This window comes from Rahnella sp. PAMC25617 (assembly GCF_050606005.1).
Lineage (GTDB): Bacteria > Pseudomonadota > Gammaproteobacteria > Enterobacterales > Enterobacteriaceae > Rahnella > Rahnella variigena.
Window position 1 is genome coordinate 118016 of the sequence record NZ_JBOCUM010000012.1, and the last position, 14015, is coordinate 132030.

9 protein-coding genes are annotated in these 14015 nt (G+C 53.1%); 4 read left to right on the forward strand and 5 right to left on the reverse strand.

Annotated features, from left to right (window positions below):
- Positions 1 to 20 precede the first annotated feature (20 nt).
- Positions 21 to 2303, forward strand: coding sequence for an ATP-dependent Clp protease ATP-binding subunit ClpA (gene clpA, locus ACM615_RS15565; RefSeq protein ID WP_112287293.1), 2283 nt, complete (start codon positions 21 to 23; stop codon positions 2301 to 2303).
- Positions 2304 to 2534: 231 nt separating this feature from the next.
- Here clpA and infA read toward each other — a convergent pair whose 3' ends face one another.
- From infA to trxB, 5 genes are all read right to left on the reverse strand, one after another.
- Positions 2535 to 2753, reverse strand: a complete 219-nt coding sequence (infA, locus tag ACM615_RS15570) for a translation initiation factor IF-1 (RefSeq protein WP_002211347.1) — start codon at positions 2751 to 2753, stop codon at positions 2535 to 2537.
- Between the two features lie 93 nt (positions 2754 to 2846).
- Complete coding sequence (gene aat, locus ACM615_RS15575) at positions 2847 to 3581, reverse strand: leucyl/phenylalanyl-tRNA--protein transferase (protein ID WP_129638973.1); 735 nt, start codon at positions 3579 to 3581, stop codon at positions 2847 to 2849.
- A gap of 53 nt (positions 3582 to 3634) precedes the next feature.
- A complete protein-coding gene (gene cydC, locus ACM615_RS15580; protein ID WP_431012143.1) occupies positions 3635 to 5356 on the reverse strand; it encodes a heme ABC transporter ATP-binding protein/permease CydC in 1722 nt (573 codons plus the stop codon).
- A gap of 2 nt (positions 5357 to 5358) precedes the next feature.
- Positions 5359 to 7125: a heme ABC transporter permease/ATP-binding protein CydD gene (cydD, locus tag ACM615_RS15585; RefSeq protein WP_431012144.1), complete on the reverse strand. Its 1767-nt coding sequence runs from the start codon at positions 7123 to 7125 to the stop codon at positions 5359 to 5361.
- Positions 7126 to 7254: 129 nt separating this feature from the next.
- Positions 7255 to 8223: a thioredoxin-disulfide reductase gene (trxB, locus tag ACM615_RS15590; RefSeq protein ID WP_120161190.1), complete on the reverse strand. Its 969-nt coding sequence runs from the start codon at positions 8221 to 8223 to the stop codon at positions 7255 to 7257.
- A 732-nt stretch (positions 8224 to 8955) separates the two neighbouring features.
- Between trxB and lrp the strand changes: the two genes are divergently transcribed.
- The 3 genes from lrp to lolA all read left to right on the forward strand — a co-directional run bounded on the left by lrp (position 8956) and on the right by lolA (position 14010).
- Complete coding sequence (gene lrp / locus ACM615_RS15595) at positions 8956 to 9450, forward strand: leucine-responsive transcriptional regulator Lrp (protein WP_013574775.1); 495 nt, start codon at positions 8956 to 8958, stop codon at positions 9448 to 9450.
- Between the two features lie 120 nt (positions 9451 to 9570).
- Entirely contained in the window at positions 9571 to 13116 is a 3546-nt protein-coding gene (locus tag ACM615_RS15600) for a DNA translocase FtsK 4TM domain-containing protein (RefSeq protein ID WP_431012145.1), read from the forward strand.
- Between the two features lie 282 nt (positions 13117 to 13398).
- A complete protein-coding gene (lolA, locus tag ACM615_RS15605; protein WP_120161194.1) occupies positions 13399 to 14010 on the forward strand; it encodes an outer membrane lipoprotein chaperone LolA in 612 nt (203 codons plus the stop codon).
- Positions 14011 to 14015: the final 5 nt, after the last annotated feature.

Below are 14015 nucleotides of genomic sequence, written 5' to 3' on the forward strand. Positions count from 1 at the left end.
AATCTATTTGGGAGGTGCCTATGCTCAATCAAGAACTTGAACTCAGTCTCAACATGGCTTTCGCAAGAGCCCGTGAGCACCGGCATGAGTTTATGACCGTGGAGCACCTGTTGCTGGCGTTGCTCAGCAACCCTGCTGCCCGTGAAGCGCTTGAAGCCTGTACAGTCGATCTGGTGGCATTACGCCAGGAGCTGGAAGCCTTCATCGAGCAAACCACACCCACCTTACCCGCCAGTGAAGAGGAACGTGACACCCAGCCTACGCTGAGTTTCCAGCGCGTTCTGCAACGTGCGGTATTCCACGTGCAATCTTCTGGCCGCAGCGAAGTCTCGGGCGCTAACGTTCTGGTCGCGATTTTCAGCGAACAGGAATCTCAGGCAGCCTATCTCCTGCGCAAACATGACGTCAGCCGCCTTGATGTGGTGAACTTTATTTCGCATGGCACCCGTAAAGATGAATCGGGCAGCCAGGCGCAAAACAATGCGGAAAACCCAGTTAACGAAGAGCAGTCGGCGGGGGAAGATCGTATGGAGAACTTCACCACTAATCTCAACCAGTTAGCGCGTGTAGGTGGTATTGATCCGCTGATTGGCCGTGACAAAGAACTGGAGCGCGCCATTCAGGTGCTCTGCCGTCGCCGTAAGAATAACCCGCTGCTGGTGGGTGAATCCGGCGTGGGTAAAACCGCGATTGCCGAAGGTCTGGCATGGCGAATCGAGCAGGGCGATGTGCCGGAAGTGATGGCCGACTGCACCCTGTATTCTCTGGATATCGGTTCGTTGCTGGCGGGCACTAAATACCGCGGTGATTTCGAAAAACGTTTCAAATCTCTGCTGAAACAGCTGGAGCAGGATAAGAACAGCATCCTGTTTATTGATGAAATTCACACGATCATTGGTGCCGGTGCGGCATCGGGCGGTCAGGTGGATGCGGCAAACCTCATCAAGCCATTGCTTTCCAGCGGGAAAATCCGCGTGATCGGTTCCACCACGTATCAGGAATTCAGCAATATCTTTGAGAAAGACCGTGCTCTGGCACGTCGCTTCCAGAAAATTGATATTACTGAGCCAAGCGTGGAAGAAACGGTTCAGATCATTAACGGCCTGAAAACCAAATACGAAGCGCATCACGATGTGCGTTACACCGCGAAAGCGGTGCGTGCGGCGGTTGAGTTGTCGGTCAAATATATCAATGACCGTCATCTGCCGGACAAAGCCATCGACGTCATCGACGAAGCGGGCGCGCGCAGCCGGTTAATGCCGGTCAGCAAACGCAAGAAAACCGTTAACGTCAGCGATATCGAAAGCGTTGTGGCGCGTATTGCCCGCATTCCGGAAAAAACCGTGTCTGCGACAGACCGCGATGTGCTGAAAAATCTGGGCGACCGTCTGAAAATGCTGGTCTTCGGACAGGATCCTGCGATTGAAGCGCTGACTGAAGCGATCAAAATGAGCCGCGCCGGTCTGGGTCAGGATCACAAGCCTGTCGGTTCGTTCCTGTTCGCCGGTCCTACCGGTGTGGGTAAAACAGAAGTCACGGTACAGCTGGCGAAAGCGCTGGATATCGAACTGCTGCGCTTTGATATGTCGGAATACATGGAACGTCATACGGTCAGTCGTCTGATCGGTGCGCCTCCGGGTTATGTCGGCTTTGACCAGGGCGGTTTGCTGACGGATGCGGTGATTAAACATCCTCACGCCGTGGTGCTGCTCGATGAAATCGAAAAGGCGCATCCGGATGTCTTCAACCTGCTGTTGCAGGTCATGGACAACGGCACGCTGACTGATAACAACGGGCGCAAGGCTGATTTCCGTAACGTGATTTTGGTAATGACCACTAACGCCGGTGTGCGTGAAACGGAACGTAAATCGATTGGTCTGATTCATCAGGACAACAGTCCGGATGCGATGGAAGAGATCAAACGTACCTTTACGCCGGAATTCCGTAACCGTCTCGACAACGTTATTTGGTTCAACCATCTGTCTACGGAAGTTATTCAGCAGGTTGTCGATAAGTTTATCGTTGAACTGCAGGCGCAGCTGGATGCGAAAGGCGTTTCTCTCGAAGTCAGCGATGAAGCTCGCGACTGGCTGACCGTGAAAGGCTACGACCGTGCGATGGGTGCGCGTCCGATGACCCGTACCGTTCAGGAAAACCTGAAAAAACCACTCGCCAACGAACTGCTGTTTGGTTCACTGGTGGATGGCGGTTCCGTCTCTGTGGCTCTGGATAAAGCGGCTGACAAGCTGACTTATCACTTCATGAGTGCGCAGAAGAAAAAACCGGAAGGTGCGGTGCATTAATTTTCATCTGTGATGAAAAAACAAAAGGCGATGTGAAAACATCGCCTTTTTTCTTTCCGAAATTCTTTATTTAATTGCAGTAATTAGTGAGGGATTTCAGAAAGGATAGTGGAATACATCGTGGAACAAATGCCGGATTGCGGATACCACAAAACGCCCTTGCAACAGCAGGAAGGGCGAAAAGGGTATCCTCAGGTATCGCCGGAAAATCAGCGATGAGTGAGCCGCTTATTAACGGCTACGGAAGACAATGCGGCCTTTGCTCAGGTCGTACGGGGTCAGCTCTACAGTGACTTTGTCGCCCGTCAGGATGCGGATGTAGTTCTTACGCATTTTACCGGAGATGTGTGCGGTAACTACGTGTCCGTTTTCTAATTCTACGCGGAACATAGTGTTTGGCAGCGTATCAAGTACGGTGCCTTGCATTTCAATGTTGTCTTCTTTGGCCATCGAATCCTCTAGGTCTAACTACCATAGTTTTTAACCGGCAAGATAATGCCGAAAAACCCACATTATGTAAAGAAGTATGGTCCATGACCGCACCTATTCCCTATCCTTCGGGAACACCGGCAGGTCTTCATCATGTGGGGATAAGTCTTGTGGCAACCAGCAATCCGGCGCTAACGCTCGTTGCGAAAGTTCGGATAACTGCTGCAAAAATTGGCGGCGGGGGATCTCTCTCGCACCCAGCGACGCAGTGTGAGGGTTGAGCACCTGACAGTCAATCAGTTCTCCACCATTGCGGGAAAAATGTTGGCAAAAAACCATCAGCGCGGCTTTTGAAGCGTTTTCACGGCGACTGAACATCGACTCGCCGCAAAATAACCCGCCAACAGAAACACCGTATAATCCGCCAACCAGTTCATTTCCTTCCCAGACTTCAACTGAATGCGCGCGTCCGGCTTCGTGTAACTCCTGATAACCGCGCTGAACCAGCGGTCCGATCCAGGTACCGTCCTCACGCTGCATCGCACACGCACGTATGACCTTTTCAAATTGCTGGTTAAGTGTGAAACGAAAAGGCATTTTGCGCATGAAACGTTTCAGACTCCGGCTGACGTGACGTTCATCCGGAACTAAAATTGCACGGGGATCGGGTGACCACCACAGGATCATCTCTCCCGGTTCAAACCAGGGGAAAACGCCGTACTGATACGCGGAAAGCAGGCGAGGGGCGGTGAGATCACCTCCGATAGCCAGCAGGCCATTCGGGTCCTGCAAGGCAGTTTCAGGATCCGGAAAATTAACCGAATTGGCCTCAAGCTTTACTAACCGCATAGATCTCCTTATCCGGCGACTCACGGGCCGCCGCTAAACTGGCAACTACGACGTCAGGTACGTGACAAAAACCGCGCGTACCGGCCCTGTGCAGCAATTAACGACGCATGATCACCTTGTTCCACAATCTGACCTTCCTCCATGACGCAAATCCTGTCGAAAGTTTCCAGACCGTGCAGCCGGTGCGTCACTAAGAGTAGCGTTTTATTCTGACAATGCTTGTGCAGCAGAGCCAAAATATGTTGTTCCGTTTCCGCATCAAGCCCTTCTGTCGGTTCATCAAGCAACCACAGCGGAGCATCATGCAGCAAAGCACGTGCCAGCCCGATACGACGCTGTTCGCCACCGGAAAGCTGACGTCCACCTTCACCGAGCCAGGCGTTCAGGCCTTCATTTTCCAACAACACATGTAAATCAACCTGTCTCAGGACTTCCGCGATCTGCTCATCGGTGCAATCCGGTGATGCCATGCGCAGGTTTTCGCGCAGCGTAGTGTTAAAGACATGTGCTCGCTGACTGACAACGGTGATCATCTTACGCAGCGTTGCTTCATCGTAGGCACCGATAGCATGGCCATTGATTTCAAGCGTGCCGCTGGTGATATCCCAGCCGCGGGTCAGCAATTGCAGCAGGGTAGATTTGCCACAACCAGTCTGGCCGAGCAGGGCGATATGTTCACCGGCCCTGACATCCAGCGTGACGTTTTTCAGCACCGGAAGCGGTTGCCCGGGATAGGTGAAGTTCAGATTTTGCAGCGACAGGCTGACGTGTTCAGCGGCAACAGGACCTTGTGTCGGGAAGGTTACGTCGGCAGGCTGGTCAATAATCTGGCTGACGCGCTGAGCCGAAGCGATGACTTGCCCCAGATGCTGGAATGCCGCAGCGACCGGCCCCAGCGCTTCGAAAGCGGCCAGCGGAGTAAATACGAACAAAGCAATCAGTGCGCCGGGCTGCGGGAACTGGCTGATGCCACCCGCGGCCAGCCACAGCATTAGCGTCACGGTCAGACCGGCTGCTGCAATCACCATCGCCTGCGACAAACCGGTCAGTTTTGCCTGCTGCTGCTGGCGCAACATCCAGCGGCGCTCGATATCGTTCAGTTGCTGGCGGAATCGTGGCTGAGCGCCAAAGACCACCAGCTCGGACTGACCCTGTAACCATGACGTCAGCTGCATGCGGTAATCACTGCGCAGCGCCGTCAGTTCACGGCCAGCCGGTTTACCCGCCCGGTAGAAAATCACCGGCAGAAGCAGTATCAGCACCAGCATGATCGCACCGAGGGTCAGCGCCAGTTTCACATCGAGGAAACTCAGGCCAAACGTCACCAGCAGGATCACCACCAGCGCACTTACCAGCGGAGAAATCACCCGCAGATACAAATGATCCAGCGTATCGACATCGGCCACCAGCCGGTTCAGTAAATCGGCCTGACGAAAACGGGCAATACCGCCCGGAGACAGCGGCATAATTTTGGTGAAAGTAAACACGCGCAGATGTGCGAGCACGCGGAATGTCGCGTCGTGGCTGACCAGACGCTCGGCATAGCGGCCTGCAGTACGAAATATCGCCGCCCCGCGCACACCGGCGGCAGGAAGCATGTAGTTGAAACTGTATAAACCGGCGATACCCGCCACGGCGGAGGCCGCGAGGAACCATCCCGAAAGCGTCAGCAGCCCGATGCTCGCCAGTAAAGTGACGATAGCCAGAATGATGCCCAGAGACAGGCGGAACCAGTGACGGCGATACAGCGCGAGATAAGGCAGAAGAGTTTTCATGATTACAGCTCCTTATTCCGCTGGGAAAGCAGGCTGGTGAATAATCCGTTCTGAGCCACCAGTTGCGCAAATGTGCCACGCTCAGCGATCAGGCCTTTATCCATCACCCAGATTTCGTCGTAGTCCCGGGTGTCTTCCAGCTGATGCGTCACCAGCAGGGAGGTTTGTGCTTTAGACGCGTCGTTCAGCGCGCTCATTACCCGTTTTTCGCTGTGTGCGTCGAGGCTGGCGGTGGGTTCATCAAGCAGTAATAAACTGCACGGCGAGAGCAGGGCGCGGGCTACGGCCACGCGCTGCGCCTGACCGATGGATAACCGCGCCGCGCTGTCGCCCAGTTCGGTTTCCAGTCCCTGCGGTAACAGCGGCAGGAATTCACTCACATACGCACGGTCGATGGCAGACTGAAGCTGTTCATCGCTGACATCCGGCTGATTGAGCAGAATGTTGGCGCGCAGGGTTTGTTCGGGCAGATGTGGATTCTGGCCGACCCAGCTCGGCTGTTTACGCCATTCATCGTTGCGTAATGATTTCAGTTCCATACCGCTGACGGTAATTGAACCCTGATAAGGCAGGAAGCCGAGCAGGGCGTTTAGCAATGAACTTTTACCCGCACCGCTCAGGCCGACGATGGCGATACGTTGTCCTGCCGGAATACTGAAGGTCAGCGGACCGGCCAGCGTTTTACCCTGTGGCGACTGAATAATCAGATCGCGGGCTTCCAGTTCCACCGTTTTACCGGCCGGGAAATTCTGGTCACCGTCACCCATATCGGCACTTTCAGCACTCAGGAATGTCACCAGACTTTCTGCTGCGCCGACGGCCTGCGCTTTGGCGTGATAAAACGCGCCCAGATCACGCAGAGGCTGGAAAAACTCCGGGGCAAGTATCAGCACCAGAAAACCGGCGAAAAGGGTCACAGGCGTGCCGTAGCTGCCAAAGTTCAGTTCGCCCAGATAAGAGAAACCGAAGTACACCGCGACAACCGCAATGGAGATGGAAGCGAAGAATTCCAGGACTGCGGAAGATAAAAAGGCCAGACGCAGAACGTCCATTGTGCGTGCGCGAAACTGTTCCGTTGAGCGTTTGATCTGGTCGATTTCTGCCGTGCCGCGGTGGAACAGGCGAAGTGTATCCAGACCGCGCAGACTGTCGAGGAAGTTTCCGCTAAGACGCGCCAGCGCGACAAAGTTGCGGCGGTTAGCATCTGCCGCACCCATTCCGACCAGCGCCATAAACAGCGGGATCAGCGGTGCGGTAACCAGCAGGATCAGCCCTGCGGCCCAGTTAATCGGGAAGACGCTGACTAAAATCAGCAGTGGAATAATACCGGCAAGTGCAATTTGTGGCAGATAGCGGGAATAGTAATCCTGCATATCTTCGATTTGTTCAAGAATGATGCTGGCCCAGCTGCCCGCCGGTTTGCCCTGGATCCATGCAGGCCCCAGTTTTTCCAGACGATCCAGCACCAGTTTGCGCATTTCCTGGCGGATAAAGCGTCCGCAGATAAAGCCCACCTGTTCACGTAGCCAGGTCACGACGGCACGCAACACAAAGGTCAGTGCCATTAACAGGAAACTTTGCAGCAGCGCATCACGCGGAGTGTGCTCGATGATCAGGCTGTGCAGTAATCCGGCCATCAGCCAGGCCTGTGCGAGGATCAGTAAACCAGAAAGCAGACCCAGCATCATAGACAGACGGATCCAGCCTTTGGCGCGGGAGCTTTGTTGTTTTAACCAGCGGGTAAGTTCTTGTTGTCGTGTTTTATTCATCAGGCTTCAGTCTGTGCAGCAATCCGGATGGGAGGGCGCTTATGTTACATGCTCGGACCGCAAACTGAAAATATGAAAAAGGCGGCAATTACGCCGCCTCTTTTTAAGGGCAAACAGAAGGGGAGATGCTTACAAATCCGGTGCTTGCGATAAACCGTCCAGATAGCGCTCGGCATCCAGCGCGGCCATACAACCGGTACCGGCGGACGTGATCGCCTGACGGTAAATATGGTCCATAACATCGCCTGCGGCGAAAACACCCGGAATGCTGGTTTGTGTCGCATTGCCGTGGGAACCGGACTGCACTTTGATGTAGCCGTCTTTGAGTTCCAGCTGACCTTCGAAAATGCCGGTGTTCGGGCTGTGACCGATAGCGATGAATACACCGGCAACATCCACCTGAGATTTCTCGTCAGTGCGCACGTCGAGCAAGCTCGCGCCGGTAACACCCATCTGATCGCCGACCACTTCATTCAGGGTTTTGTGGGTGTGCAGAACAATATTACCGCTGGCCACTTTGTCATTCAGACGGTCTACCAGAATTTTTTCAGCACGGAAACTGTCGCGACGGTGGATCAGGTGTACTTCAGAGGCAATGTTCGCCAGATAAAGCGCTTCTTCGACTGCGGTATTCCCGCCACCAACCACTGCGACTTTTTGATTACGGTAGAAGAAACCATCACAGGTGGCGCAGGCAGAAACGCCGCGACCTTTGAACGCTTCTTCAGATGGCAGACCGATATAACGTGCGGATGCGCCGGTGGCGATGATCAGCGCGTCACAGGTGTATTCGCCGCTGTCGCCGGTGAGGCGGAACGGACGGTTCTGCAAATCGACTTTGTTAATGTGGTCGAAGATAATCTCGGTATTAAATTTGGTCGCATGTTCATGCATACGTTCCATCAGACCCGGACCGGTCAGACCTTCAGGATCGCCCGGCCAGTTTTCGACTTCTGTGGTTGTGGTCAGCTGACCGCCTTTTTCAACACCGGTAATCAAAACCGGATTAAGGTTGGCGCGTGCTGCATAAACTGCTGCGGTATAACCCGCAGGACCAGAACCTAAAATCAATAATTTACTGTGTTTAACCGTACTCATGCGTAATTCATCTCCGCGGTAGCGACAAGCGATAGACCGATTGTAGGGAAAACGGCGCAGTAAAAAAAGCAAACTCAGATGTTGTTAACGATTTGTCTGATAGTTTTTACAGTGAAACACGGGTAAAAAGGTTTCCTTTGCTGATTATCAGACACTTAACTGTTTGATGAACAGCGTGAAAAACAACGGCGGTGATGTCAGCGGCTGTGAATGTTGTTTAACAGAGTGCGGTCTTTTAGTCACAATTCACGGCAGGTTGTGGGGATTTGGCTGAATTATTTCGCGCATTGAGTTGTTATTGTTCAAAGAGAAAAGACAGCTAAAAAGGGGGGATCAGCTTTTCAGGTTGGCACGTTCTTCTGATTTTGCTTCTTTTACTTTGACAATCCGCTGTGCATTTGCGAAAACATCAGGGGAAGAAGAAATTAACTGCCTGTCTGTGACTTGAATTTATGCAATTGGCTGCTACCGGACCCGTTCTGGTCTTGCTTTTTTGCGTTTTTGTTGCAGCAGGGTTTAGTGAATCAGGTTGGCTGTATGCAATCTATTAATTTCGCAGGGTTATTTCTTTTGAGTATCCGTTTTACGGTCGTGTTCCTTTTGACAGGGGATCAACGCGGCTTTTGGATGCGTAAACCTTAATAATCGGGTCTTCGCTTGGGACAACCCTTAGACATTGAAGTTGGCTGGGGTATGGCAGGTGCAGGGAAGGACAGCAGAGAGACAATAATAATGGTAGACAACAAAAAACGTCCGGGAAAAGATCTCGACCGTATTGACCGTAACATCCTCAACGAATTGCAAAAGGATGGCCGGATTTCAAACGTCGAGCTTTCCAAACGTGTGGGATTATCTCCAACTCCATGTCTGGAGCGCGTTCGTCGTCTGGAACGTCAGGGCTTCATCAATGGTTATACCGCATTGCTAAACCCGCATTATCTGGATGCCTCGTTGCTGGTGTTTGTTGAGATTACCCTCAACCGTGGCGCGCCGGATGTGTTTGAGCAATTTAATGCGGCAGTACAAAAACTCGAAGATATTCAGGAGTGTCACTTGGTTTCAGGGGACTTCGACTATTTGTTGAAAACCCGCGTACCTGACATGTCCGCCTACCGTAAACTGTTAGGTGAGACATTACTTCGTCTTCCAGGTGTTAACGACACCCGAACCTATGTGGTCATGGAAGAAGTAAAACAGACAAATCGCCTGGTCATCAAAACCCGGTAATTGTTCAGGTGCAAAACCTTGTAATTTTAGCTACACTCCTGTGTATCTATACAGCTATGGCGCCGGGGACTCTCGGCGCTGTTGCTTTTTCTCAGTTCACAGGAACCTGGAGAGCCTTTCTTGAGCCAGGAATATACAGAAGATAAAGAAGTTACCCTTAAAAAGCTGAGCAATGGTCGCCGTCTTCTGGAGGCTTTGCTGGTGGTGGTAGCGATTTTTGCTGCTTATTTAATGGCAGCATTGGTGAGTTTTAACCCCTCTGATCCAAGCTGGTCTCAGACCGCATGGCATGGGCCAATTCACAACTGGGGCGGTGGTGTGGGAGCCTGGATGGCTGACACGCTGTTCTTCATCTTTGGCGTATTTGGTTACGCTATTCCACCTATTATTCTGTGCCTCTGCTGGGCGGCGTTTCGTCAGCGGGATAAACAGGATTTCGTCGATTATTTTGCCCTTTCGCTGCGCCTTATCGGGACGCTGGCGCTTATTGTCACGTCTTGTGGTCTGGCATCAGTCAATATCGATGACCTTTACTACTTCGCTTCCGGTGGTGTCATCGGCAGTTTGTTGAGTACAGCGATGACGCCGTATTTCAACAATGTTGGCGCGACGCTGGTGTTGTTATGTGTGTGGGCAGCCGGACTGACACTGTTTACCGGCTGGTCATGGCTGACCATTGCCGAGAAAATTGGCGGTGCCGTGCTCGGTGTCACCAATATCGTGACCAACCGTTCCCGTCGTGACGATGATTATGACTACGACGAGCACGACGATCCGTTACTCGAAGACGACGAAGCCAAACCGGTAGCTAAAGTTGCTGTTGCAGGTGCAGCGGCGATCCCTGCGGCTGCCGCAGCGACTGCTGAAACCGATGACGATGACGTGCTGTTCTCTGCGCCTTCAGTTAATGAGCATCCAGCAGCACCGGCACCAGCACCGGCACCGGCACCAGCACCAGCACCAGCAGCTTCTGCTCCTGTTTCTTCTGCTGTTCCTGAAACAGCCGCGGCAGTCGCTGAACCGGCTTCGGTCGTGACACCAGCGCCAGCAGCTGATCCTTATGCTGCAGAACCGCCGGTGGCTGAGATTTCACCCTATCCGTCTACGCCGGTTTCAACGGCGCCGCCGCTCTATAATTTCGAAATCCCGGAAGAAACGCCGGTGCCGCGCCATCCGCAGCCGGTACAGCAATCACCTTCTCCTGCGCCGGTTGAGCGCAATCAGGAAGATGGCCCGAGTCTCGGGAACTGGCAAACAGCCGTTGAACCCAGCCGTTCACCGTTTGATTTCAGTTCGCCGGTACCCGATGCCGCGCAGGCCGCCAGCGTCGCTGCTACGGCTGCACTTGCTACGGGGCTGGCTCAGGCAGGACAGTCTGCGGCATCTTCTGCAACTAATACCTTTATGCCTGCTTTCAGCGCTGTAAGTGATGAAAATCCGCAGGTGAAAAAAGGGTTTGGCCCAGAATTGCCGCGTCCAAATCCGGTGCGTATTCCAACGCGTCGCGAGCTGGCGTCGTACGGCATTAAATTGCCGTCTCAGCGTATGGCCGAACAACAGGAAAACGCGCAAGCTGCGGCCCAGCAAAATGCCGGACAGGAAACCTGGCATAACGATCCTCTGGCTCAGGCCGACGAGGAAGCCAGGCAGGAAGCCGCATTGCAGCAGGCGTTTGCCGAACAGCAGCAAGAGCGTTACGGCGATGCGGTGACTGAAAATGAACCGGATGCTGAAGCCGCCTTGCAGGAAGCTGAACTACGCAATGCCTTCGCTGCGCGCGAGCAGGCTCGTTATCAGCAAGAAGTCGAGCCACAAAGCGGTCTGGTTCAGCATCATCATTCGCAAAATAATCAGGCAGAAATTTCCCATTCTCCTGCTGATGATTTTGCTGCTGCCGCGATGAAACTCAGTCAGCACGATGCTTTCAGCTTCTCGCCAATGGCGGATCTGGTGGACGATACGCCTTCTGAGCCATTGTTCACGTTGTCAGCCCAAGCGGAAGAAGAACCGCAACCTGCAGCGTTTGCTCAGCAACCTTATCAGCGCGCTGCGGCTTCGGAACCGGTGCAACATGCGCAGGAGTATGAAGCGCCACGTCAGTCATCGCCATCGGCGCAGCCTGACATGGACAGCCTGATCCACCCGTTCCTGATGCGTAATGAACAGCCGCTGGTGAAACCGACTACGCCGCTGCCATCACTGGATTTGCTGACATCGCCTCCGGCGGAAGCGGAACCTGTGGACGAGTTCGCGCTGGAACAGATGGGTAACCTTATAGAAGCCCGCCTGAATGATTACCGCATCAAAGCAGACGTCGTCGGCAAATTACCGGGTCCGGTCATTACACGTTTCGAACTGGATCTGGCGCCGGGCGTTAAAGCCGCGCGTATTTCTAACCTTTCGCGTGACCTTGCACGTTCATTGTCTGCCGTTGCGGTGCGTGTCGTGGAAGTTATTCCCGGCAAGCCTTATGTCGGCCTGGAATTGCCAAACAAGAAACGTCAGACCGTGTATCTGCGGGAAGTGCTGGACTGTGCGAAATTTAAAGAAAGTACGTCTCCGCTGACGATTGTGCTGGGTAAAGATATTTCGGGTGAGCCGGTTATCGCCGATTTGGCGAAAATGCCTCACTTGCTGGTGGCTGGTACGACCGGTTCCGGTAAGTCTGTCGGCGTTAACGCTATGATCCTGAGTATGCTTTACAAATCCAAACCGGAAGATGTGCGCTTCATTATGATCGACCCGAAAATGCTCGAGTTGTCGGTATATGAAGGCATTCCGCATTTGCTGACTGAAGTCGTCACCGATATGAAAGATGCAGCCAATGCGTTGCGCTGGTGTGTCGGCGAGATGGAACGTCGCTATAAACTGATGTCGGCGCTGGGTGTACGTAACCTTGCGGGCTATAACGAACGAATTCTGGAAGCGGAAGCGATGGGACGTCCAATTCCTGATCCATTCTGGAAGCCGGGTGATGGCATGGCTGCTGAGCCGCCATACCTGCAAAAAGAACCGTTTATCGTGGTGATGGTCGATGAGTTTGCCGATCTGATGATGACCGTCGGTAAAAAGGTAGAAGAGCTGATCGCACGTCTGGCCCAGAAAGCACGTGCCGCAGGTATTCACCTGGTTCTGGCGACGCAGCGACCTTCTGTCGATGTGATTACCGGTCTGATTAAAGCGAACATCCCGACCCGTATCGCCTTTACGGTGTCGAGTAAAATCGACTCCCGCACCATTCTGGATCAGGGCGGTGCTGAATCACTGTTAGGGATGGGTGACATGTTGTACATGGCGCCAAACTCCTCGATTCCGGTGCGTGTTCACGGAGCGTTCGTCCGTGACCAGGAAGTTCATGCGGTAGTTCAGGACTGGAAAGCCCGCGGTCGTCCGAAATACATCGAAAGCATTGTTTCCGGTGGTGACGATGGTGAAGGTGGCGGTTTAGGTCTGGACGGTGATGAAGAGCTTGATGCTCTGTTTGATCAGGCTGTGGCATTTGTCGTAGACAAACGTCGTGCATCAATTTCAGGCGTTCAGCGTCAGTTCCGTATTGGTTACAACCGCGCGGCACGTATCGTTGAACAAATGGAAGCGCAGGGCATTGTCAGTACGCCGGGCCATAACGGCAACCGTGAAGTACTGGCACCGCCATCGCATGAGTAAATCCTTCCAAAATTAATATCCAAAGTCATTCGGGCTGGTTCAAGGCGGCAACTGACCTAACCCCGGGAGCTTAACTTACTAAGTGACTGGGGTGATAGAAGGCAGCCAACGCAGAGGCAGTTCGAATGATGAAGCATATTTGCAAAGATGCGTAAAACACATGTTTTTCAGATGATTGAGCTACCACCGGAGCGATGCCTCGGATAGAGTTCGCACCATACGTCTTTTGCCTGTGTAAAAGGCATCGTCTGAAGTTTATGGATTTCTGAGGTAAGTATAAGAATGAAAAAATTGTTAATGGTAGGGTGTTTACTGACCGCATTTACCTCCGCTTCCGTATTAGCGGACGCCAGCAGTGATCTCAAATCCCGTCTGGGCAAGCTCAATACTTTCCACGCCAGCTTCACTCAGACTGTCACCAGCGATGATGGTGCCGCCGTCCAGCAGGGCGAAGGTCAGCTTTGGGTCAAACGCCCGAACCTGTTTAACTGGCATATGACGACGCCAGATGAAAGCATTCTGGTTTCTGACGGCAAAACCCTGTGGTTCTACAACCCGTTCGTTGAGCAGGTCACGGCGACCTGGCTGAAAAACGCGACCGGCAATACGCCGTTCATGCTGATCACCCGTAACGACAGCAGCGACTGGGCTAAATACAACGTGAAGCAGAAAGGCGATGATTTTGAATTAACGCCAAAAGCTTCTACCGGCAATCTGAAGCAATTCGCAATCACAGTCACGCCGACCGGCACCATCAAAAGTTTTACTGCGGTTGAGCAGGACGGCCAAAAAAGTGCTTATACCCTGAAGGGCGAGCAAAATGCGGCTGTAGATGATGCTAAATTTAAATTTACTCCACCTAAGGGTGTGACGGTGGATGACCAGCGTCAGTGAGGTTA

Excerpts from the sequence above, each read along its gene's own strand:
- clpA (WP_112287293.1), top strand. The coding sequence starts at position 21 with ATGCTCAATCAAGAACTTGAACTCAGTCTCAACATGGCTTTCGCAAGA.
- aat (WP_129638973.1), bottom strand. The coding sequence starts at position 3,581 with ATGCGGTTAGTAAAGCTTGAGGCCAATTCGGTTAATTTTCCGGATCCT.
- cydC (WP_431012143.1), bottom strand. The coding sequence starts at position 5,356 with ATGAAAACTCTTCTGCCTTATCTCGCGCTGTATCGCCGTCACTGGTTC.
- lolA (WP_120161194.1), top strand. The coding sequence starts at position 13,399 with ATGAAAAAATTGTTAATGGTAGGGTGTTTACTGACCGCATTTACCTCC.
- infA (WP_002211347.1), bottom strand. The coding sequence starts at position 2,753 with ATGGCCAAAGAAGACAACATTGAAATGCAAGGCACCGTACTTGATACG.
- lrp (WP_013574775.1), top strand. The coding sequence starts at position 8,956 with ATGGTAGACAACAAAAAACGTCCGGGAAAAGATCTCGACCGTATTGAC.
- cydD (WP_431012144.1), bottom strand. The coding sequence starts at position 7,125 with ATGAATAAAACACGACAACAAGAACTTACCCGCTGGTTAAAACAACAA.
- trxB (WP_120161190.1), bottom strand. The coding sequence starts at position 8,223 with ATGAGTACGGTTAAACACAGTAAATTATTGATTTTAGGTTCTGGTCCT.